Annotated in this window: 16 protein-coding genes and 2 pseudogenes; 4 read left to right on the forward strand and 14 right to left on the reverse strand. The window is 56.4% G+C overall.

Annotation, left to right across the window (positions count from 1 at the left end; all coding sequences use genetic code 11):
• Positions 1-200: 200 nt before the first annotated feature.
• The gene (locus tag AC3FMM_RS12860) at positions 201-416 is read left to right on the forward strand and encodes a SymE family type I addiction module toxin (protein ID WP_488686770.1); all 216 of its coding nucleotides are present in this window, start codon (positions 201-203) and stop codon (positions 414-416) included.
• Between the two features lie 8 nt (positions 417-424).
• Positions 425-522: pseudogene (locus AC3FMM_RS12865) on the forward strand (transposase); the annotation flags it as partial.
• A 47-nt stretch (positions 523-569) separates the two neighbouring features.
• Here AC3FMM_RS12865 and AC3FMM_RS12870 read toward each other — a convergent pair.
• Positions 570-777: pseudogene (locus AC3FMM_RS12870) on the reverse strand (transposase); the annotation flags it as partial.
• A 231-nt stretch (positions 778-1008) separates the two neighbouring features.
• Between AC3FMM_RS12870 and AC3FMM_RS12875 the strand changes: the two are divergent.
• Positions 1009-2850: a glycosyltransferase family 39 protein gene (locus tag AC3FMM_RS12875; RefSeq protein ID WP_488686771.1), complete on the forward strand. Its 1842-nt coding sequence runs from the start codon at positions 1009-1011 to the stop codon at positions 2848-2850.
• 24 nt (positions 2851-2874) lie between these two features.
• Positions 2875-3585, forward strand: a complete 711-nt coding sequence (locus AC3FMM_RS12880; RefSeq protein WP_488686772.1) for a class I SAM-dependent methyltransferase — start codon at positions 2875-2877, stop codon at positions 3583-3585.
• A 26-nt stretch (positions 3586-3611) separates the two neighbouring features.
• On the opposite strand, the gene AC3FMM_RS12885 is transcribed toward AC3FMM_RS12880, so the two are convergent.
• The 13 genes from AC3FMM_RS12885 to AC3FMM_RS12945 all read right to left on the reverse strand — a co-directional run bounded on the left by AC3FMM_RS12885 (position 3612) and on the right by AC3FMM_RS12945 (position 22558).
• Positions 3612-4040, reverse strand: a complete 429-nt coding sequence (locus AC3FMM_RS12885) for a GtrA family protein (RefSeq protein WP_488686773.1) — start codon at positions 4038-4040, stop codon at positions 3612-3614.
• Positions 4041-4046: 6 nt separating this feature from the next.
• Positions 4047-5288 (reverse strand): glycosyltransferase family 2 protein, encoded by a 1242-nt coding sequence (locus AC3FMM_RS12890; protein ID WP_488686774.1) that lies wholly within the window; start codon positions 5286-5288, stop codon positions 4047-4049.
• Between the two features lie 984 nt (positions 5289-6272).
• Complete coding sequence (locus AC3FMM_RS12895; RefSeq protein WP_488686775.1) at positions 6273-10067, reverse strand: glycosyltransferase; 3795 nt, start codon at positions 10065-10067, stop codon at positions 6273-6275.
• A 171-nt stretch (positions 10068-10238) separates the two neighbouring features.
• Positions 10239-11342 (reverse strand): MraY family glycosyltransferase, encoded by a 1104-nt coding sequence (locus AC3FMM_RS12900; protein ID WP_488686776.1) that lies wholly within the window; start codon positions 11340-11342, stop codon positions 10239-10241.
• 19 nt (positions 11343-11361) lie between these two features.
• Complete coding sequence (locus AC3FMM_RS12905; RefSeq protein WP_488686777.1) at positions 11362-12144, reverse strand: glycosyltransferase; 783 nt, start codon at positions 12142-12144, stop codon at positions 11362-11364.
• Positions 12128-13120, reverse strand: a complete 993-nt coding sequence (locus AC3FMM_RS12910; protein WP_488686778.1) for a glycosyltransferase family 2 protein — start codon at positions 13118-13120, stop codon at positions 12128-12130. The genes AC3FMM_RS12905 and AC3FMM_RS12910 overlap by 17 nt, the downstream gene beginning before the upstream one ends.
• On the reverse strand, positions 13117-14346 hold the full coding sequence (locus AC3FMM_RS12915) for a glycosyltransferase family protein (RefSeq protein WP_488686779.1): 1230 nt from the start codon (positions 14344-14346) through the stop codon (positions 13117-13119). The genes AC3FMM_RS12910 and AC3FMM_RS12915 overlap by 4 nt, the downstream gene beginning before the upstream one ends.
• 81 nt (positions 14347-14427) lie before the next feature.
• Positions 14428-15948, reverse strand: coding sequence for a class I SAM-dependent methyltransferase (locus tag AC3FMM_RS12920; protein WP_488686780.1), 1521 nt, complete (start codon positions 15946-15948; stop codon positions 14428-14430).
• Positions 15949-15966: 18 nt separating this feature from the next.
• A complete protein-coding gene (locus AC3FMM_RS12925) occupies positions 15967-19182 on the reverse strand; it encodes a glycosyltransferase (protein ID WP_488686848.1) in 3216 nt (1071 codons plus the stop codon).
• A 203-nt stretch (positions 19183-19385) separates the two neighbouring features.
• The gene (locus AC3FMM_RS12930; protein WP_240072499.1) at positions 19386-20132 is read right to left on the reverse strand and encodes an ABC transporter ATP-binding protein; all 747 of its coding nucleotides are present in this window, start codon (positions 20130-20132) and stop codon (positions 19386-19388) included.
• A complete protein-coding gene (locus AC3FMM_RS12935) occupies positions 20129-20938 on the reverse strand; it encodes an ABC transporter permease (RefSeq protein WP_488686781.1) in 810 nt (269 codons plus the stop codon). Before AC3FMM_RS12935 ends, AC3FMM_RS12930 begins: the two co-directional genes overlap by 4 nt.
• Complete coding sequence (locus AC3FMM_RS12940) at positions 20925-21434, reverse strand: GNAT family N-acetyltransferase (protein WP_172581753.1); 510 nt, start codon at positions 21432-21434, stop codon at positions 20925-20927. The genes AC3FMM_RS12935 and AC3FMM_RS12940 overlap by 14 nt, the downstream gene beginning before the upstream one ends.
• Positions 21431-22558: a DegT/DnrJ/EryC1/StrS family aminotransferase gene (locus AC3FMM_RS12945; protein ID WP_115710513.1), complete on the reverse strand. Its 1128-nt coding sequence runs from the start codon at positions 22556-22558 to the stop codon at positions 21431-21433. The genes AC3FMM_RS12940 and AC3FMM_RS12945 overlap by 4 nt, the downstream gene beginning before the upstream one ends.
• Positions 22559-22567: the final 9 nt, after the last annotated feature.

Below are 22567 nucleotides of genomic sequence, written 5' to 3' on the forward strand. Positions count from 1 at the left end.
CGGTGCTGACCACACCTCTCGTAGCGACTCAACCACACTCGACAGTCGTGGTTACGTAACAGCCAAAGCTCCGCTTTGGCCGGGTAGCGCGCATTGATACAAGACCCGGAAGGGAAAAGATGCGGGCCGTCTACGAGCGGTGGTCAAGTACCCGGCCGCCCCATGACTAGGGGCGAAGCGACATCTCTCAGGAGTTGGCTATGACGGAGCAATCTGCTTGCACTCAGGTACGTACTCTTACTACCGGGCGTACATACTTTCCGGTTCGGTGCGCCAAGAACAACGGCTTTAGTGGGTTGCGGGCTGTGCCTTGGATTCGGTTGAAAGGGGTCTGGCTGGAGCAGGCCGGATTTGCCATCGGGCGGTCGGTAAAGGTCGAGGTACGGCAAGGGCAAGTTGTTATTTGGCTTGCATAGTGCGAGCCAAGAACCACGGCTGTCAGGCGATCCTGATTGCCGTGGTCGATGGTCTTAAGGGTAGGGTCGAGGCGTTGCGACGGCCTGTCCACGCACAGCCGTGCAAAATTGATTAGACATCCTGGACTAAGCTCCGATGGGTAGGCCCTAGGGTTTGATGATCTTGCGATGCATATTCAAGCTTTCGATTGCGTCCTCGGTGTAGATTGCGCGCCGGATCTGAACACTAAGAAAGGCATGATGCTCTTCCAGGCACGTCACCACGACTTGAAATCCTCGGCAGCTTTTTGCCCCACGGGCCGTCGGCGAAGTCTTGCAACGCCTGCTCAGCCTTTTGCTCACTGGACGCGTTGTAAATTGGTCACGGCGCCTGCGCCAGGCCCCATTTTTGGCGCGACCGGTAAAAAATTCTGCCAGATGGGAAAGCGCATTATCCGCCGTGAACCCATGCTACTCCGTACCTGCCTAGAAGGCACCGTGAATCTAGCCTCAACATTGGGCGAGGCAGTAGCGCCGGCCGTTAAGACCTCGATGCAATGAGCACCACCGTCAAGTATGGCAAAATCTGGTGGCCCAGAGAGTCCGCCACAAAATGTACATTTCTATCGATCCCCTCCCAAAGGGCGAAAGCCTTGGCGTCAAAGCTCGGAAAAGTCCCTATCCTCATTCCGACACAATAGACAATTTTAGTCCGCTGCTTGCCGCAGGCATCTTCATAAGCGCCTGGATGTTTCTGACATCTGTAAGCGGACTTCTCCTGTCCTTGTCGCTATGGAGCATTGCCTTCGCGACAATTTTGTCCGCCTGGGCAGCAAGCCGACTGTGCGGACGACCGCTTCGCTTGGCATTCCGTAAGGAAATAACATGGGCGATCGTATGGTTGCTGCCGGCATTAGCCGGACTAGTCGTCTGCTTTCTACCTCCGTACTCGTGGGACGAAGTGGCGTATAGCGTCGCTTTACCTCGGGCGTTCGCGGCTGCTCACCGCTTCATTTATGTGGATAGCTATGGCCCTGCTTCCGCGTTCCCTGGAAACTATGATGCGATAACCGCGGCCTCGATACTGCTTTTAAATGGGCCATTCGCCGCCAAATTTCTGAATATAGCGATGACACTCGGTATGGCTTTGTGCGCGACGGAAATTTGCCGCAGCCTCGGAACCGATTCGAAAAGAGCCCCTCTTGCGGGCATGTTTGTGCTCTGCGCGCCGGTGGTAGTGCAGTATGCCCCTATTGCGAAGAATGACATTGCCAATGCCTTCTTTCAGACATTGGCGCTTGTTAGCTTTATGCGCTATGTTGCAACGAGGAATCCTCGGTTTGTTATTTTGTCCGGTTGGTTCGTTGGAACAGCAGTAGGAGTAAAGTACAACAGCCTGCAATTCGCCGCTGTATTCTGCGTGATCGCCGTCATCGCTATCCAAACACAACCGCTTCCAGCGAAGTGGCGTCGAGTTCATGTTGCGATCCTTGGAGCTGCCATTACCGTCTCAGCTGCGCCGTGGTATCTGCGCAACCTGTTCTATTTTCGAAATCCTTTTTATCCCTTCTTCAATGATACGCTTCACGCTCAAAATGCATTTTCGTCGCGTGACAGCGAGCTCTTGAAGGAGATGTTCGAAGGTTTGGCAAACTTTAGTTGGGAATCCGGGACTTTCGCTGGTTTCATCCACAAGCTATCCGATGGTTTCGGAATGCCAGTTCTAGTTCTTGGCGCCCTTGGTACGTTAATTCTTCGCAAAGAAGTGCGCAATACGAGCAATGGTTCCTTCTTGGCCATCCTCGTGGCTTTCTTTGCGCTAAGTCTCTTCGCTGGTTTTTGGGAACCGAGATACCTCCTCTTTTTGCTCGTCGGCCTATCAGCGCTGGCAACAGCCGTGATCTTCGAAACATGCGAATTGATTCATCGCCAATGGTCACAGATCTTCGTCCCAAGGATGATCATTGCCGGGGCTGTGGTGACACTATTAACGGGAACGTACACCGTTTACCAACTTACCTTTCTAGGGCCAATCCAAACCTATTTATCACAGCCGAGGAATATTTTTCTCGAGCAATCTGTCTCCTTCTGGCCAGTGGCAAATTGGTTGAACAAGCATATCCCCGCGGAGCAAAGAGTGGGGTTTGGGGTAAACATTCTCCCTTTCTACTATCTGACGGGGTCCTGGTTCAACATACACCCGATGAATGAAACCGGCAATTTGTCTCACTGCACAACTTCACAGCAGTTCTTACAAGCCTTTCGGAAACAAGGACTCTCATATCTCGCAGTATGGAAGTGGTACGATGAAGCTGCATATCCTGCCACCAAGACGCCATATTTACATGCATTCCTAAGCGCGTTCTATAGCTCGGTTGATGACCTCCACAATTCAGGAAATCTCGTGGAGGTCCAAATCATCGGTGATGTCAAGATATATCGCATTATTTACTAAACGAACAGACGTTGCATCGAAAGCATGACGGATAACGGACAATATTCTTATACGGGCACCGAGCTGCTGTTTAGCGCGGAAACTGCCCTCGCCAACTACAACGCCTGGATCGTGAAGGAGATGATTCGCTTCTTCCGAATTCGGCCCGGCCTGAGTTCCTCGGTTATTGATTTCGGCGCAGGAGTGGGCACTCTCGCGGAACTCTTTGCACAACAAACGGGGATCCGCCCATTAGCCGTCGAGGCGGACATCGAGCATCAATCCATCTTAAATGCGCGAGGAATCGCAACCTATGCAGCGATCAGGGATATTCCAGGTCAAGTCGATTTCGTGTACTCGTCCAATGTTCTTGAGCACATCGAAGACGACCTCACCGTCCTGCGCGAATTGCGCGCCAAGCTTACTCCGGGGGGCGGCATCGCCATCTTTGTACCCGCGTTCGAGGCTATCTGGTCCAAGTTCGACGAGCAAGTCGGTCATCACCGGCGATACACAATCAAATCGCTTCGCAAAAATCTGATGTTAGCCGGGTTCACCGTTGAGGAAATTCGATATTGTGATGCGCTAGGTTTTTTTCTCGCGTTATTATTTAAATGGTTCGGCACAAGATCCGGAGAACCAAGCGTACGATCATTGCGATTCTTCGACCGCATCTTGTTCCCAATCAGTAGGATACTAGACCTCCTCACCCACAGGTGGCTTGGAAAAAATGTACTTGCGTACGCAAAGAACTAGCGCACGCGATACCGAATAATTTTCGGTCAGCCCTCTAAAAAGACGTACATCTTATATAAAGAAAAACTCAGTAGCGACGTGACAAGACTGCCAAGAACGAAAGCTATAGTATGCGCCAGAGGGAGTCCGAGCGCGTGCCCGGCCAGATAAAATAGATTCGACGCCAATGCGCACATCGCTCCCGATAACGCTGACACGATGCAGAATTTTGCAAATGCTGCGCGCGATCCCTGCGCTGCATTAAACGTGATCCGTTTTTGCAGCACATAACTTAAAGCCGAGCCTCCCGTCCATGCCAAGATCACAGAGATCGTGAATCCCACAATTCCAGACGGAAGCATCCAGCCGAAAAGTTCTCTAAGCGCCACCGTACACAGCGCAACGAATCCGCCGACCGAGATGAATCGAAAGTATTGCCTTAACAGAAACGTATTGCCTCTGAGTGCAGATTTCATTGAGGACTAGTCCATCTTTCCCGTGATCAAGAGAACGGAATGCAAAAATGCAGTGAAAATTATCTGCAACCCGACCACCATGGTGGTCGCGGCAGGTATGGTGATCCGAAGGATCCTTGAAGGGTCTAGCTTCTGAAAATCGGCCACTCCCCAGTAGACCACCGATCCCACTGCGAGGAGCGCACCAATCGTAAATATAGCACCACCAAGTATTAGCTTTCCCTCGAGACGATGAACTCTCCTTTTAACTATACCGTCGGTGGACATCTTGTTGACGACACTGTCAGATATTGCCTGCGCTGTTGAATAGAACAGCGTTAGCTGAGTGCCCATCATGATCATGCAGGCCATAAAAAGCAGTGAACTAGTGTCAAGCGTCACACCCCCAACGCGCATACTGCCGCTCAACAGCAGGGCGCCTAAAACAATGCCAACAAGGAGGAGAACAAGACCGGGATACAAGAACAGTTGCCTTGGCGCGAAAAGCAGTAGGAACCTAAGATGTCGCCAACCGTCCGACCAACGGCGAAGATGCGGGGGGCGATCGCGACCATCCTTATTCAGCTTTGTCGCGACCTCGCAAATCGACAATTTCGCCAGGACCGCCTTGACGATCATTTCGCTAGCAAACTCCATCCCAGGAGTGTCCAGATTAAGTCGCAACACAGCTTCGCGGGAGAATCCTCGCAGTCCACAATGGAAATCACGAATGTCCGAACGGAAAAAAAGTCGCCCTATGAACGACAGCACCGGATTCCCAAGATAGCGATTCAAGAAAGGCATCGCCCCCTCCTCGATCCCTCCTTGGAAGCGGTTGCCCATTACAATCTGGAAGCCATCTCGCAGTTTTGCTACGAAGGGACTCAAAGAAGAAAAATCGTATGAGTCGTCCGCATCGCCCATTATGATGAATCGCCCTTTTGCTGCTGCAATCCCCCCTAATAGGGCCGCACCGTATCCCTTTCGGGGCACTGGAACAACTCTTGCACCTGCAGCGGCGGCAATAGACTGCGATCCGTCTGATGAACCATTGTCAGCGACAACAACTTCGCCCGTGATCCGTGCTCGCTCCATATAGGCCAGGGCCTTGGTGACGCATATGCCAACGGTTCGAGCTTCGTTCAGGCAAGGCATTAGAATGGTGAGTTCGGTTTCTTCTGGACTCCCGATAGCACGCTTTCGCAATCCCGCTTCATAAAAAACGTTGGTTGCAAGAATGTCTGACTCATGATGCTCTATCACCGACATGCGCCTTAAGTGAAGTGAGGCCGCAGCATGACCATTCCGCGCCTCGTTGATCGAATGCGCTATTATCCATCATTTCCTCATGTGAAATCTATAACGTCGTTCTGCACCACCAACGGAGGATGGTAAGCGCGAAAGTACCTGCTTTCCCGTGCCCACCCCGCGGGATGGTGCCCATTTGTTTTAGTGAGAACACCCTGGGTAGGGCGATGATGGAAACAGTCAGCTACTGTCATGTCCAGTGCAATCGCTGAGCTGCAATGCAGACGAAGCACGCTAGCTGCGGGGCTCACCAAAAGATGCCTGGACTGCATACCGCCGTAGCAACGACGCCTAGGGCGAAACCGACCGATACCGTACATCGCGATCAGCGTGACTCACCGCTGCGCAAGCCACCATCGAAGCGGCTGCCGCCCCAAAATGATTTCAGCGCCTCACGAATTAACCGAAAGATGATCAGCGCATTGACGGCCCACTATTAGCAGGTCAAGCCATATTTCGTGTTCGTCCATGCGACCCGCGCTTTATGATGGTTACGCGTGGGATGAATTGCCATACGCACGTAAGCGTCGCCGCCGCTCTTCAAGACGACGCGCCAGAAGGGATTAGATAAGCCGTACGAGGCGCTCACGCGATACGCGGGGATCGCGAATATTACCGTATAACCGGTTTGCGTCGAAATTGAGGTCCCATGGCGATGAATCCGGATCGAGGCGTTGCACGATTGCGTGGTCGGCTCAACATCAGCCGCTTCATCATCAGATTGGGTCATCGGCTGAGCAAGGCACCCGAGCGCGAGATCCACATCAGGCGCCATACCGCCCAACCCAGCCGGCACCCTCCGTTGCCGTCCATGCCCACTGTCGCGCGCCTTGCGTAAATTAATGGATAGTTCGACGCAAAAAGTGCGCTAATAGGTCCACATGCATCACACCTCAGGGCTGACATCCCGGCCGGAACGACCGAGTAGCGCGGCTGCGCTCGCCATCACGAATGAACCTTCATGAATGGGACCCTGGTTGGCCGAACCAAACCGGCAAGTCGCGTCTTGGCGAGCTCGTAGATCCATACCGGAGCTTCGCAATTCATTACGAAAAAACGGAGGCGTACAGGACCGTTTACTGGATCGCTATCCTGGACGTCAAGTCTTACAGGTGCATATGGATTGACGTCCGTTAGCGCGCGAGCGCTCTGGTGGGTGATCTTCCCTTGCTTGTTCACTATCTCGATGCCAACCACGCCCTTTGAATCGGGAAGGGCAAGTTCCAGTGCTAACTCGATCGACTTTACGCTATCGAAGTTGACTTGGTATTCCACGAACGGAACTTCCGCCAGGTTTCGGCCAAGAACGAGTTTGTAGCCTTGATCTAGGCCTTGCTCAACGCAATAGTCCTTGATTTCTGCGTAGGCCTCATCAACCAAATGCCAAAGATCTGAATTCAGCCCGAACCGGCGTCGAAGCTTTTGCATCAAGCCACGCTGCAGCAAGGCAATGCCGTTCGCGTGCTGTAGCGCCATTGCGCGCATGGTGGGCAAGACTGGATCCAACATTCTCGGAGGATGCAGCGACGCTCTCCATCGGGCAATAGCTGACATGTAGCTCGTTGAACTGAGTATCTCGCCAGGCCAAGCAATGGCGTCTCTCACACCATTGCCTAGCATGGTCCTCTCTCGGGTGTCGAGTAGGGCCTGCGGGGTAGTGCGTTCAATGACGGCCTTAATAAACTCGCTGTACCGCTCAGCTATTTTGCTAATCTCAAAGTCGGCCTCCGCCCTGTGCCTGGCTTTCGTCCCCAAATCGTTTGCGAGGTCAATGTCCTCGGACAAGGTGATCATAACTCTAGCAAGGGCTGCAGCATTGTTTTTCTCAATGAGATAGCCCGTCTCGCCGTCTACAATTAACCCCTCCGGGCCACCGCAACGCGTTGAGATAACAGGCCGTGCCCGACTCATGGCCTCAATCGTCACGAAAGAGAATGACTCCAGTTGACTGGTGACAACCACGGCGCGCGATTCATCGTATACAGAATTAACGTCGGACACCTTGGGGTGGAATTGAAAGACGCTAGTGAGACCATTTGCCCATACCAAGTCGCGTAGCTGAGAGACATAATCTTCGGCGCCAGCTCCGTAAACATGGAACTCGCACGGTGGCCCACCAGCCCCAACATAAATGTTGGCAGCCTCGATGAACATCGGTACGTTCTTGTTCGGCTCTAAGGTGCAAAGCATCGAGAACTTAGGCTTGATGTTTTGCATGTCGCGAAGGCTTGTCCAGCGCTCACACGGTGTCCCGTTTGGAACGATTTCGATCTTGCTCAGTGGCACTCGATAGAGTTCGCTATAGGCGTCCGCAGCGATACGAGATGGGCAGATGACCGCCGACGCCAAATCGATTTGGCGAGCATCCTCGCCCCCCCATCGCTGGGGGTCAAGCTGAGTGGCCAAGCGCGGGCTAACTAGTCCGTGCGAGTGCAGAATCACTGGCAGTTCGCACAGTGCAGCAGCGTAAACCGCGGGCGGTAGCACATTTGTGTTGACAACTACTCCGTCAAGTTCTAGTTCTTTAAACAGATTATAGAACCTGTGACTTTGATTGATACTCAGTGCCTCTTGGAAGCGCACATGGTTGGCGTCGCCCCTTGTTGGGACGTTAAAGCTATAGTCGGCATCGAATACGGCGATTCCTGATTCTTCGACTTGCTTGCGAATCTGGCCATCTCCTAGAGGGAAGACGGCTAAGGCATCAACGCCGTCGGACATATGGCCTAGGAAGTTTGCCAGAGCACGTTCTGCTCCGGCCGGATGGACGGAGTGGGACACCAACGCGACACGCGGCCCGCTCTTAGAGAGTGTACGTCCCTTAGTGGACGAGTAAATAAGGAAGTTCTCAAAATGGTGAGAGACATTCTCTGTTGCAAAGCTGGATACAACTTGCTTTCGTGCTTGGTCCCGGATTCTGTCACGCAAGCTGCTGTCGTCAAGTAGCTTGTTTATGCCTTCCTTCCAGGACTCGACACTCTCCGATGCGAAAACGCCCGTTCTTCCGTCCTCAACGAATGAGAGGTATGGCTCCACGTTGCTAAAGATCCCCGCGGCATCCACCGCCGAGATCTCAAGGAATTTGTTCGGACACTTTGATGCCTCGAAGTGCGTGTTGCCGAGTGGGGCGAGAAGAATGTCTGGAGCGTGCTTACTAAGGGTATTTGCATAGGCCTTATAACCATACACGTACGGTTCAAAGCGAATCCTTTCGGCTGGCACGTCCTTTAGCGCTGCCGGCACCGTATGCCCCATGTAAAGGATGTCAAAGTCATCTCTTTTGGCCGCTACCTCGGTCAACGCGCGAAAAGCGGCATTGTCTGGTCGCGACGATCCCGCATATCCCACAACCAGACGCCGCCCCGGATCTCGCTTTGCAGGTAAGAAATCCTCTAAATCAATGTTAGTGGGAAGAACCACGACGTCTGACGCGTAGGCACCCATGTCCTCAGCTAGAAGGCGGTTGTAGGTGAGCGCCGTATCTGCCTTCCGAAGGCAATATGTGAACGCCTTGAAGATCTCCGATTCTTCGTTGAATACGCGGGCGTATTCCGGCCAATCCTGAGCTACGGTAAACCAATTGTCATCCAGCATGTAGACCGTCGCTATGCCGGCACGGTTGCAGAAGTCCATCAGGGCACAAGCGTGCTTCGATTTTGCTCGGCTGAAGATGACTAGATCGCTTCCGTACAGGTCAAAAGACGTTGCCGCAGCATCCAGAATAGTTCGCCAGGTAAGAGGTATGGACAGACGGCCCTGACGAAAATAGTTAAAGAAGCAGAGCTGGTTGTGCGCCGGCTCGCCAGGGCCTCCGAGGACAGTGACGCGCAACGGCTGAACATTGTCTTGAACGACGTCGATTTTCGGCACTACCACACCAATGGTGGGACAGAATCGATTCAGGGATCGGACCAGACGATACGCGTCTGGGGCTGGCAATTTCCTTGCGAACCTCTCGATTCCGCTCGTGTCGGGTTCGGTTCTTAGCTGTAACGGGCCGTCGTCGCGGCCCAACATGACATGGCGTGCATAGAGATCCGCCGATATCTGTAGTTCATGGTCCAAGGGGTACTCGTGCCAGTTCCACACAGGAGCGTCTTGCCGCCGCGTTTGAATTCCACGAATTTGGCCCTTGCGGCTGAGGTGCAGTGAGAATTCCCACCAGAATGCTCGCTGCAGAAGTACGGAGGTAGCAAACCCACCGTTCTCGATGAAGCTTTCGCGCCTGACAATGCAGTGAGACATTGGGACGAAATCGGCCATCTCGACCCAGCCCGAGGGGTAGTCCCTGTGATTTCCGTCAGTCGGGTCGTGCAGCCAGGACTTCGGTATATCGGCCCGAAACGGTGAGATCGTTGGGGCGCCCGCTAGGACCACATCATAGTCCTCGACCATATCGACGAGCGTTTCAATGCCTGCGTACCATTCGCTGACGTCAACGCCAGGCCAAAGAAACGCCAGGTACTCACCTTGCGCAACTAACGCTCCCTTGTTAAAGAGAATTGCCGGCAAGGACTTCTTCGGCATTGCAAAAAGAGCGGCAGAAGCCACACGTTGAAAACCGGCGACATCTACCACTTGCCCCCAATGCTCCCCATCTCCAACAAAGATAAACTCGACACGGACCTTCTGGCTAATTGGAATTGCACAAAGATCGAGAAGTAGAGTTGTGACAGCAGCCTGGACCTGCACATAGTTGCCGACAAGGGGTACGATCGCTGTTACAGACTTCTTATGCACTTGGGGAACTCACAGGTTTGGAGAGCTACGGGAAACCATATGTCGCAACACTGGCGACCACACGTGTCACTCTTCTCAGGGCCAGTGTTATGGACTTCAAAGCACAGCCACGGATATTAGCCTGCCTGATGGACTCGAATAGCAGCAGACATGGGAATGGGACGCTCAGCTCTAGTCGGGCTTATTGCGAACGCTGAGTTCGCGCTTACCACGCAAGACAATTCGCCGGCCTACACGGAGGCAGCGCCAAGCATTACGCATTAGCAGCAGGTGAAGCGCTGTGACACCAAGGAAAGCAAGAAACAGCATTTGTTCAGAAATGCCTTGTTTCCAGCCATATACACCAATAAATCCCAGCAGAGCATTGCTAACGAGAATGACCCACACAATCGCGTCGGGACTCAGGCCAAGGCGCAGCAGCACATGATGCAAGTGTGTACGGTCAGCGGATAAGGGATTGCGGCGTTTCATTGCCCGGCGGATTACAACCACCAGCAAGTCGATCAGCACGAACCCAAGCACCCACAGCATTACAACTGGGGGAACATGATGGGCATTGTTATATCGGGGCTGTGACAGCTCCACTGCGAACCAGACGATTCCATACCCGAGCATCAAGCTGCCGGCGTCACCGAGAAATACGCGCAGGGTGCCTCGAAAGGGATTGCGCATGTTAAAGATCAAGAAACCTAGAATCGCGCCGCAGAAAATAACGCACACACGCTGGGCCGCAAGGTTGCCAAGTTCGCCCGCCAGATAGCTGTACCAACCAAATACAATGATCGACAGCCCCCCAGCCAGACCATCGAGCCCATCGCTCATGTTCATGGCATTGATCACGGCAACCACGGCGAAAAGAGTGAGCGGGATCGCCCAGTTTGCCAGTTCGACTTCGCGCCGGCCGAAAATATCGCCTAGCGACGTCAGGTAGACCCCGCCCCAAGATGTCATCAGGATTGCTGCAAAGATCTGCGCAGCAAGCTTGGCGACCGGCGACATACCATGCATGTCATCGATGAGACCGACAAAGGCGAGCAGCGTCATGCCACCCAGCAGCGCCACGTAATAGCCTTGGTTTCGCATAAATAGCAAGCAGCCAGCCCAAACGGCAAGCGTCACAGCAATGCCACCGACCAGTGGCACGGCTCCGTGGTGCCGCTTGCGGTTGTCGGGACGATCCAGCAGGCCGCCCACCATAGCGACAGGCCGCAGCAGCAGAACGCTCAGTGCGGAGACCAGGAAGGCAAAAGCTGGAACCCAAAAGAAATCGAACATGGAATCGTTCTAATAATGTTCAATTGCCGGCGGCGACATGGCGCAAGCGGAATCGCCAGTAGGCGGAAGACGTAAACAGCCGCATCATGCTTGCCATATGCCAGCGGAGGTAGCGAAGCCGGCGGTGGCTATCACGGCGGGCATCGTGCATCACTATGACATCATTCGCCAGATGGACACTGCCTCCATTCAGCCATGTGCGAAGGCAAACGTCCACATCCTCGCAATAAAGATGGTAGCGGTCGTCGAAGCCGCCCAGTCGCCGGAATAAGGTGGCATCAAAAAGCAGAAACATGCCGGCAGCCCAGTCAACCGGAACCGTCCCTTCGCCGGTGTAGTCCGGCGGCATCCGCTTGTTGGCTAACCGGGTCAGCGCCCGTCGCAGCAAGACCAATGGTCTCGGCACTTTCCGCGCACTGTCCTCGACCGCGCCGTCGTTGGCCACCACACGCGGCGCAACGACCCCCGGCCGTGCCAAGGCTTGCGCCAATAGCACCGGAAAGGGATTCTCGATCAGCCGGACATCCGGATTAACGACGCAAAAATATGGCGTATCGCAAAATGCAAAGGCCGCGTTGTGGTTCGCTCCGAAACCCTTAGGCTCGGCATTCTGGATATACTGGATGTCGAGATCGACGAAAGTGTCGTCCGTGTTGCGGCGTTCGGGCAAGTTCTCCGTAACAACCACTTTCAGGGGAAGCTCATGGGCGATCGTAGACAACTGCCTGATCAGCGGACGCATCAGTTCGCCCTGGCCGTGGCTGACCAGGGAAACCGTCAACAGCTTAGCGGTTGCTTCCACGACCCGGCCTCGCATCCACCAACGCCCCACCGCGGCCCTTTACGCCGTCGATAATGCCTCGGGTCATCAATCGGATTCGCTTCAGCCGCGGCGACATGCCGAGGCCGAAGAACACCGCAAACTGCGACAAACGGAACACATGCGTAATCCGCCATGCCAGGCTCATCGGCGTCGTCAGCAGCATGCGCACGGTATTGCGGAACATGTAGTAATCGCGCGCCGGGGAATGCACTGGCACCTCGCGCCAGCGGCCCAGCCAGACCCGCACGACATGGTCGCCCAGCGCATGCTCAAGTCGCGCGCGCGGGATTGCGAAGAGGCGCATGCCCCGCGCCTTTACGCGCAGGCACCATTCCGTGTCGACGTGGTCGATAAAATAGCCCTCGTTCATCATGCCGTAGCGTTCGAGCACGGAGATCGCGATCATGGTGCCGGAGGCAATCAGGAAGTCGGCCTCGACATAAGGCTCCGAAGTCAGGATGGCAAGCCGCTGCACACGGCCGCGCACCATGCGGACCACCTTGGATGTCGTGCCGGTACGGCGGTCGTGTGCCACCGCCCCTACGGCGCCAACCTCAACGCCTGCATCGCGCAGTTGCCGGTCGGCTTGCCGCAGCATGGTGACCATGTCGTCGGCAGGCACACTGTCGTGGTCAAGCAGGAGCACGTATTCGGCGCCGGCCGCCTTTGCGGCTTCGATACCGCGGTTTTGGGCCGCGGCGATGCCGAGGTTGGCGCCGAGTGGCACGTAGCGAATGCGTCCAGCCCCCGCATCTTCGGAGTTGCACAAGGCGGCGACATCGATTCGTGCGGATCCGTTGTCGACGACGACGACAGTCCCGACCTGCCGCAAGGTCGCTTGCAACAGCCGCCGGAAGACAGGCTCGTCGGGATTGAAGGTAACGACGACGGCAGCGGTGTTACGTGCTTCAACGGATGCGGCGCCGGGTGGCATGGCAAATTGGGCTTCGCTCATGCCGCCCCCTTCATCCGACTGTGAACAGTGCGGACCACGCGGGCAAGCAGGGACCTGGCCCGAACATAACGCAGGTGTACCCTCAGCTTCTGTCGCGCCAGCCATCCAGCCCCGCGAATCCAGCAGGTATCCGCGCTGATTGCCACACGACTCAAACGTGGCATCCGTACGGAGCGCTGGAATTCCTCCAGCAAGCTCCGCCACTGCATGGCCACCACATCCTGCGCATAGTGCTTTCGGACATCGTCGTACGCAGCCGCTGCCATCGCTGCACGTTGCTGCGGGTTGTCCACCAAGTCCACCATTGCCCGGTACCAGGCTTCGGCATCCTGCCGCACGATCAGGCCAGTAATTTCGTTCTTCACTGAGTCTCGGTAAGGCGGACTGTCGGCATATATGCCGGCGATGCGCAGTGCACCGTATTCACGGTACTTGTTGTTGGTCTTGTATCGGTTCGACTCCGTATCCGCCATTGGGGCCAGTCCGATATCCAGCGCGGTAGCATGCTTGAACCTGATGAAGTCCTCGTAACTTCCCATGTGGGCGTGATACACGACTCGGTCCTTGCCGTGTAGCAACGGAGGACAATAACCAAAGAAGTGCATCGTCACCTGCGGCCTTTCAGCCAGCACTCGCTCCAACGCAGGAAGAATTGCGATGAAGTCCTTTTCACGCGTAGCGCTACCCGCAAATCCGATGCGGACTTCGTGTTCGTGCTCAGGCGGCGACTCCAACCCGGACAAGAGGCTGAAGTCAAAAGGCGCAGCCAACACGATGACGGGCGCCGCGAAGCGATCCCGCAGATATTTCCCAAGATGAGGCGAGTTGACGATAACCGTGTGGGCGTTGCGAACCACAAGTTCGAGGGTCTCGCGCACTTCCCTAGCCTGATAATAAGCAATCAACGGCCCTTCGCCCTGCAGCTCCCAGAAGTTGTCATCGATGTAGTACAAATACTGTACCTTTCGGCGCAACATCCATTTCACCATGGGGGCGGCGGACGGATCGCCGACGCGGATCAGCAGCGGAATGGCGTCGACCCGCGTCCGGTCCGGCAGGAAACCTCCCACTAGCAGCTTGCGCACGCGGGCCTGGCCTCCCGTTGCCTCGGCTACGAGCCTACCGATGATGTGGGTGGTCGGAATTTCGCCCTCGATCATCAGATCGACGCTCAGCGCGGCAGAAGTTCCCGACGGTGTCGGAGTAGGCAGCTTATCGTTCGTCACTTTACTGAGTATTCTGTGGCACAGTCTGTCATCATCTGCTCCGGCTTACGGGCCGACCAATCAGGTGCCACGGTCCTGACCTTAGCAGTAGCACCAGCGGGCAAGCACTCTCCTGGTCCGCGAGAATCGCGACGGAATTACTTCGAGCGGATAGACCGGCGCAACCTTGGAACCCGAGAACAGCCGCACCTCGAATTCGCCGTCCTTTTGCGACAGCGGGAAATCGAGCGGGAAACGCACCGGCCCTCCCGCCATACCATCGATCGTCTGGACGCTGTGCCAGATGATCTCGTTGTTGCTGTCGACAATCTCCACGCCTACCGTTTCCTCAAGGTTTTCGATGGACTGCACGAGGCCGACCTCAATGGCCTCGGGCTGCCTCTTCGGTACCGCGATTTTGTAGGCAACAAAGGCCTCGTTGCGGAGGTCAGGCCCGTACCAGACCTTCGCGCTGGCGGACTCGCGCTCCAGCAGTGGCGCAAATGGCGCCGGCAGGTCATTGCGCATGCCCCGACCAACCAGCCGATCCACCACGCGGATGATACGACGGCGGCGGTACAGGGATACCTCGTGGGCGCTGATCAGGCCATCGATCCATGCTTTCTCGAGCATGCCGCCATACGACGCGAGCGACGCATAGGCATCGGCCGCGCGGCGCCGATAGCGAGCGGCCTCGTCTTCGACGCTGCGCAGCTTCTGTGCGTACTCTGTTACCTTGGCGCGCTCGCTATTAAGCTCCATCGTCAGGCTTTGGATGGTTGCCGTATGGCTCGCCACTGCTTCGGACTTGACCTTGGCGAGGTCGTCGCTCAGGGCACGGATCATCTCCTCGAGACGAATGATCTCAGTGTGACTGACGTCAGGCTGGCGCAACGGCGCCCGGAGCGTGCGCACGCCCAAACCGCCCGCGCGTAGCAGGCGGGTCGTGTCCAGGTCGCGCTCCCTGCGCTCGCGAACGTATTCTGGCTCGAAGAAATCCATCGAAGCGATGAGCTTCTGCACATCCTGCTCGTCGCTGGCACCGTCGGGCTTCCAGCAGACCAGGTGATACATGATCTGGTCACACACGTCGAAGTACTGGCGCCGCGCCTCGATCTTTTCTTCCGGGCTCAGTAGCAGGTACTGCGGGAAGTAGAAGAACTCCATGCGCGCGAGCCGGAAATCCAGCCCGGGGTCGGAGTTGTCAGATTCGGCCAGTCCCCACGCCTCTGCGTGGGGATGCCAGTATTCGGCATCGTCCAAGTTGGCAACTGGGCTGTTGGTCCAGAACCGTGGCGTATGCTCGTTGAAAACGTTCAGGTGATAGGGATTTGCAACGTTGAGCTTCTGCTCGTAATACGGTGCGACTATGCAGACTTGGGCACCATGTTTGCACACGCGATATACCTCACGCATGGTATGCATGATGTCCCGTGCATGCTCGAGCGAGTGCGAAGCGTACAGCAGATCAACAGAGTCTCTCTCCAGTGGCAGCACGCCATCGAGGTCGCCGATTATATCGACGCCTGGCATCTGCATGCGGTCGACGCCGATGAAGCCTGCGGGTTTCGACGAGCCACATCCCAGGTCGACTTTGCGTAACAGTTCCTTGGTTTGTTGCATGTTCATTCACACCTCGCTTCAAGTGTTTCGGATAGCCACGGCAAACGCCCTGGCACTTGCGCGATGTCTGGCCACATCGTTGTTGAACCCGCCGCCGAGGGGCTCGTCGCTCAGATAGGCGCCCGTGAACCCACCCTCCGCCACGCAGCCGGCCGCGCGCCGCAAGGATTCCACCGCATCCGAATAGACACGAAACAGAGCGCGCGCGACCGCCCCGTGCGAGCTTTCCGCGGTAACCACACGCCTCGCCAAGCCAATTCGCCCCTTCCTTTCCTCGTCCGACATTCCATATGCCGACAACAGCCCCTTCATCAGCTGATCGACCGAGTTGTCCTTCACCAGTACGCCACTGTGATTCGAGATGATTTCACTGATGCCACCCACATTGGGCGCAATGACCAGAACTTCTGCAGCCATGGATTCGAGGATTACCTGGGGCAAAGATTCCCAGTCGCTCGCGCAAAGCGTGATATCGGTTTCCGCAAGCACTTGGGCCGTATCGTTGCGGAAACCGTGAAAAAACACTGCTTCTTGCAATCCGAGCTTCTTCACTGCTTGCTCGCATTGCGTCACATAGTCCTTGAAGAAATGGGTGTAGCCGTAGAAATGCAGCTCGAATTCGAGCTGCTGCTCAGCCCTCAGACGCCCCACCGCTTCGATGGCTTGCAGCTGGCCTTTCCGCGGCTGTACGGTGCCAAACACCCCAATGCGCCGCGGCGGCGCGCTGCCCTCGCGAATGCCCCGGCGCGAGCCCTGTGCGAAGTACTCCTTGGGCACATGACTGCGAATGCATCGGGCTCGTGCGCCCAGCAGCTTGGCCCAGGCATTCGCGTAGAGCAGCGAATCGGAATGCACTATATGGCAGTGGCCGTGCAGCACGGGCTTATCCGAATTCGTCTCCACCTGATATAGCGACGCGACGTGCGGGACGCGACTCGCCGCGCAAGCACGTCCCAACTCCTGGATCAGCGTAACTGAGTGCACCATCTTGATGCGCTCCGCCTTGAGCCAGTTCGAGATCGAATCCACGGCCAACTGGTCAACTGCGCGGCTTACGGGTTCCGTCTCTACGCGTAGTGGCAGGTTGTGCACGGCGAAACCATGCTTGCGGCATGCTGCGACGATCTCATGGTCTGTGCCCTCGTTACCGAACGGGAACACAGCGATGGGCTCGAAACCGAATTCCGCAGCCAGACGCGCGTGACGAAGCAAATGATTCTCGGCGCCCCCCTGGTACGGGCTGTGGAATGCGAATGCTATGCGCGGCTTGGCGCCTTCCTCCACTCGTAGCATGGAATGCAGGCGAGCTGCCTCCAATGCCGCACCAAAGATGCCTGCCTGTACTTCGGCCGAGAAATCTGTCTCCACCCTCGCGCGCGCCTGCCTGACGTACTCGTGCCGCTCGTCCACAGAAAGCCCGATCGCCCGCGACAGCGCCTTCGCCCACGCGTCGGGCGAATTGCCGCACTTGATGCCCGTCACGCCTTCCTGCACGGCCTCGTACGGCTCGACATCGGAATACAGGCCCAATGCGCCAGCGGCAGTCGCCTCGAGGAACTTGATCGGACATTTGGCGCGCTTGGCACGTTTCTCGGCTGACAGGGGCGCCAGCATCAGGTCGAAGCCGGCTTGTGTCAGGCGGGCCAAGTATTCGTTGTAGCTGAACGTGAACGGCTCGGTGAACACTGGCGACTTCAGTTCGTCCGCATCGTCAGGCGCGAATCCCCAGAAATGGAACTCGATCGCGTCGCCATGCTGTTCCGACACTTTCACGAGCGCCGGCCAGAGCGTCGCGAGTTCTTCCTTTCGAGCGGAACTGCCCGCGAAGGCTATCCGCAGACGCTTGTTCTCGGGCAACGCCGACTGCAGCCACTTGCTCTCGATGTTGGTCGAAAGCTCGATGACCCGATCGCTGTGCTGGCGCGCCGATTCGGCCATCAGCGGCGAATACACGATGGTCAGATCGGCCATCCGCATCTGCCTCGCAACGGTTTCATAACCCGAGGCGCCGGGCGCAAGATACGAGAACGCCGGATCGAGTTCATGCATCGATAGGAGATCGTCGTCCATCAGGTAGACCGTGGCCTTCCCGATCCGCCGTGCGAAAGCCTGCAGGGTCTCAGCATGCTCGTCGATCGTCCGGTGGAACAAGATGATGTCAGCGCCGCCCAGCACGTCCTCGGTGAGTTGTGCCGACGGAATGAACGAGAAGACGTACTGGTCCCCAAGATAGACCGCCAAGTTGTGAATCGTGATATCAACGTTGGTGTCGTAGTGCGCCTTGGTCACTACAACGTGAGTCTTGCGCGAGATGAACGTCTTCGGCGCCGTCCACAATTCGCGGTGGCGGGACCGATACGGCGCGATGTGCGAGCGCCAGATTTCGTCGACCCGTTCGTCGCCCAATGCGCGGAAACGCTCGAGATCATCCACGCGATAGTCCAGCAGGCTTTCCGGTGTCAGGGACGCATCGCGATCGTGTGCCATCTGGAAGCGCGAGGCGAACAGGTCATACTGGACTGTCAGACCGAGCGAATTTTCCATATTGGCATCCACGAGGCTCAGCACTTCATCCAGGAAATAGAAGCGCGTATGCTTGCCCCAGCGCAACCACAAATCCCAGTCGCAGAGCCGACGCATCACTAGATGCATATCGTACCCGCCGTAGTTCTCGAATACCTTGCGGCGATGGAGAACCGTGTTGTTGGCGATGTAATTGCAGTCGACCAGGCGGTCATAGCTGAAGGGGCCTCCCAGCCTGCCTTCGTTCTTGCCGATTCTTGCCATGGCGCAGCCATACGCCACGCCGTAGTCCGGGTTCTTGTCAAGGGCCTCGATACGCAGCTTCAACGCATCAGGGGTCCAACGGTCGTCGTCGAACTGGTACGCGCAATACTCTCCCTTTGACAACAGAAGCCCTTCATTCACGCGCAGCGCCGGCAGCCCACTGTTGAGATCGTGCCGAACGTGCGCCACGCGGCTATCCGAACGCACATACTTTGCGACAACATCGGCCGTGCCGTCGGTGGAACCGTCATCTATGACCAGAAGCTCGAAGTCGCCGTATGACTGCGAGAGAACGCTTTCTATGGCCCGCTCCAGCAAGCCGTTGTCGCCGCGTGCATAGGTCGGCAGCACGATCGAAACCCGAGGTTGATTCCCCTTTTTTGGATTCGTATAAATCTTTTGGTCCTCAAGGAAAAATCGGGCCTGAAGCATAGCGGCGAACTCCATTTTCAATTGTGCGAGACTGCTGCGGGATCAGCATTTCTTGTTGTCCGCGCAATGGTGAAGAATCCTGCAACGCCTACGGGCGCTTCGGGAAAGCGCTGCCGCATTGCATAGACGCTCTACCGAACGCGCGATGGACCGGAGGCCTTGGTGCTTGCCCGCTATGGCGGCAGGGCGGGCAAGCGGTTCTCGCCCTGCCTCCCGCATTACCGGACCGGATGAGCGGTGTATTCCGCCAACACGTCCTTAACAGGTCCATCCATGGCGATCTCACCTTTCCTGAGCCAGATCACTCGCTCACAAAAATCCTCGACCAGTGCCAGGGAATGGCTCGAGAACACCAGAATCTTCCCCTGCTCCATGAACTCATACATGCGCTTCTTGGCCTTCTCCGCAAACACCAAGTCACCCGCGCCCATGACTTCGTCAAGCAGAAGGATCTCGGGGTTGATGGCAGTCGATACCGAGAAGGCCAGACGGATGAACATGCCGGCGGAATAGGTCTTGACCGGGTAATCAAGAAAGTGACCAAGCTCGGAGAACTCCGCGATGCTGTGGATCCGCTCTTCCACCTCGTCAGGCGTCAGGCCTAGCAGCATGGCGCGGATGCGGATATTGTCCCAGCCGGTCTGAGTCATTTCAAAACCGGTGGCTAACTCGAACATCGGCGACACGTGGCCGACAATCTCGGTTTCGCCAGATGTCGGCGGATAGATGCCGGCCATCACTTTCAGTATGGTACTTTTCCCCGCACCGTTCAGTCCGACCAAGCCGACCCGCTCTCCGTGCTTGATCTCGAGGTTGATACCCTTCAGCGCATCGACATATTCACGGCCGTTCCGCCCTTTACCGCGGAACAGGTTCATGACCGTGCCCTTCAAGCTATCTTGCCGCATCGACACGTCGAAGCGAACGCGCACATCGCGCAGGCTGATCTTCAATTCAGCGGTCATAAGACGTAGACGATCCGGTGAGACATGCGCTTCATCACGGCGAAGGCGGCAATCGCAGCCACGACCGCATAGCCGATCGCCACCATCCAAACCTCCTCGGGCGGCGACTCACTGTTCAGCAGCGGATAACGTACGATTTCGATCAGGTAATACAACGGGTTGTATCGATAGACGAAGCCAAGGCCACGCTCTTTCAGCATGGTGACCGTGTACATCACCGGCGTGACATAGAAACCGATTTGGATCAAACCACTGAGCAAGTGCGGCAAGTCGCGGAAGCGTGCGCCCAAGTGAGCCACTATCACCAAGTGCAGGAAATTGATGACGAGGAACAACAGGAATCCCGGGAAGAACCACAGGGCTCCTAGGTTGAACGAACGACCGTAGGCAATCGCGACAACGAAGAACACCAGCATCCCGACAGCAAACACGACGATGTAGGGAACCATTGCCCGGTACAGGTACGTTACCTTCGGAAATGAAAACTGCTTGATATATCCTTCCGCGTTGACAAACGCGGAGCCGCCCTCCGTCATCGCAGCCGTCATGAAGCCCCAGATGGCCAAGCCCAACGTCAGGAAGGGCAGGAACTCTTCCATCGGCTGATGAAACAGCTTGCCGAACACGATGCCTACTGCCGCCATCGTGGCCGATAGATTAATCAGTATCCAGAGCGGCCCCAATACCGAATTCCGAAACCGCCCCTTGACGTCCTGCACTCCCATATGGAGCCACACACGCCACAGTTTGGCTGCAGCAGCATATTCCGTCAGAGGATGCTTGCGGCTGCTGTTATAGACTGTCATCTAGTACACGCTCCATTGCGACCCGCCCATCCTGACGTCCTGTTTCCACGAAACCCAGCTTCTCGTAAATGCGAGCAGCATGGAGATTTGTTTCCAGCACCTCCAGATAAGCTTTAGACAAACCAAGCTTGTCGCGCGCGAACACCAGCAGTGCCTCGATCGCACGGCGCATCTTCCCTTGCCCGGCTGCTTCCGGCGATACGACAAAGCGGCCGATCTCGGCGCGGCCGGTCGACCCGTTCACGTCATAGATCGCAACCTGGCCAACCAGCGCGCCGGTCTCCGGGTCCTGCACTACGAAGACAAAATCGTCGGGCTTCTCGGAATACTTTCGAAACCAGCCCTGATGGCTCTCCAGGGTCAGAAGGTCGGAAAAAATGAATTGCTGCCTGACGCCCTCGCGGTTTCGCCAGGCCAGCGTCAACGGAAGGTCTTCCGTCGCAAGGGGGCGTAGACGCACCCCCTTGGCTTCGAATGGCTCGAAGATCGGCTTCATGCAGCGTACTTGCGAACCAGTTCGCAGACGAACTCGACGTCGTTACGGGAGATACCCATGTGCATGGGCAGCGACAGCACTTCGTTGCTGGCTGCGTGCGCGCGCGGGCATTTGCCCTTACCGCTGGCGTACATCCGGTATTCGGTATTGTCGCGATAGTGGACGCCCGGATACACCTCATGCTCGTGCAGCGCCAACATGAGTTCATCGCGGTTTTTCACACGAATCTGGAACAGGTGTCGCGACGAATCACAGCCTTCGGTAATCGGCGTCAGGCGGATATTGTCATGACCCGACAGCAGCTCCTCATACCAGTTTGCCAGTTGGCGGCGGTACGCATTGTCGTTGTCCAGGTACTTCAGCTGAACGAGGCCGATCGCTGCCATGATGGAGTTGCCGTGGTACTTGTAGCCAACCTCTTCCACGTCGTACATCCACTTGTATGCGCCTTGCGTCGTGGTACGTGCAAAGGTGTCCTTGTTGATGCCCAGCCACGTCATCTTGCGCACGCGCTCGTCATCTTCAGCTTCCTGGAAGCAAATCATGCCCGAATCGGCGGTGGGCAGGTTCTTCACGGCCTGGAAGCTGAACACCGTCACATCGGCATCGTGGCCGACGTGGCGACCGTGATAGCGCGTACCCGACATGTGGGCTGCGTCGAGCACCAGCTTGATGCCCTTTTCCTTGCACAGCGCAACCACCTTGTCGTACTGGCCGACATTGCCACCCAGGCCGACATAAATGACGGCACGAGTGCGGTCCGTGATGCGCTCGGCAATGCTGTCCGGGTCCAGGCACAGCGAGTCGTCGACATCGGCGAAGACCGGCGTCAGCCCGGAATACAGGATGGCATGGTTGGTGGAAACAAAGGTCAGCGGCGTGGTGATGACCTCATCGCCGTCCGCCCAGCCATATTTGGTCTTGAATAGTTCGAAGGCGAGGTGGAGGCCAACGGTATTGGAGCCGAGGAAATGCGCGTACGGCAGGCCGGTGTAGGACTTCCAGGCTTCTTCCATTGCGTTGGTCTTGAAGCCGAGCCCGGTCCAACCTTTTTCCAGGCACTCCTGGATTTCTTTCAGGCATTCTTGGACACGGAAATTGGGTACGAACAATTGGATTGCCATTTTTTTCTC

This window comes from Cupriavidus sp. 207A1, assembly GCF_057798955.1.

Excerpts from the sequence above, each read along its gene's own strand:
- AC3FMM_RS12900 (WP_488686776.1), bottom strand. The coding sequence starts at position 11,342 with ATGTTCGATTTCTTTTGGGTTCCAGCTTTTGCCTTCCTGGTCTCCGCA.
- AC3FMM_RS12920 (WP_488686780.1), bottom strand. The coding sequence starts at position 15,948 with ATGCAACAAACCAAGGAACTGTTACGCAAAGTCGACCTGGGATGTGGC.
- AC3FMM_RS12925 (WP_488686848.1), bottom strand. The coding sequence starts at position 19,182 with ATGGAGTTCGCCGCTATGCTTCAGGCCCGATTTTTCCTTGAGGACCAA.
- AC3FMM_RS12910 (WP_488686778.1), bottom strand. The coding sequence starts at position 13,120 with ATGAGCGAAGCCCAATTTGCCATGCCACCCGGCGCCGCATCCGTTGAA.
- AC3FMM_RS12880 (WP_488686772.1), top strand. The coding sequence starts at position 2,875 with ATGACGGATAACGGACAATATTCTTATACGGGCACCGAGCTGCTGTTT.
- AC3FMM_RS12945 (WP_115710513.1), bottom strand. The coding sequence starts at position 22,558 with ATGGCAATCCAATTGTTCGTACCCAATTTCCGTGTCCAAGAATGCCTG.
- AC3FMM_RS12935 (WP_488686781.1), bottom strand. The coding sequence starts at position 20,938 with ATGACAGTCTATAACAGCAGCCGCAAGCATCCTCTGACGGAATATGCT.
- AC3FMM_RS12885 (WP_488686773.1), bottom strand. The coding sequence starts at position 4,040 with ATGAAATCTGCACTCAGAGGCAATACGTTTCTGTTAAGGCAATACTTT.
- AC3FMM_RS12860 (WP_488686770.1), top strand. The coding sequence starts at position 201 with ATGACGGAGCAATCTGCTTGCACTCAGGTACGTACTCTTACTACCGGG.
- AC3FMM_RS12875 (WP_488686771.1), top strand. The coding sequence starts at position 1,009 with ATGTACATTTCTATCGATCCCCTCCCAAAGGGCGAAAGCCTTGGCGTC.
- AC3FMM_RS12940 (WP_172581753.1), bottom strand. The coding sequence starts at position 21,434 with ATGAAGCCGATCTTCGAGCCATTCGAAGCCAAGGGGGTGCGTCTACGC.
- AC3FMM_RS12930 (WP_240072499.1), bottom strand. The coding sequence starts at position 20,132 with ATGACCGCTGAATTGAAGATCAGCCTGCGCGATGTGCGCGTTCGCTTC.
- AC3FMM_RS12890 (WP_488686774.1), bottom strand. The coding sequence starts at position 5,288 with ATGTCGGTGATAGAGCATCATGAGTCAGACATTCTTGCAACCAACGTT.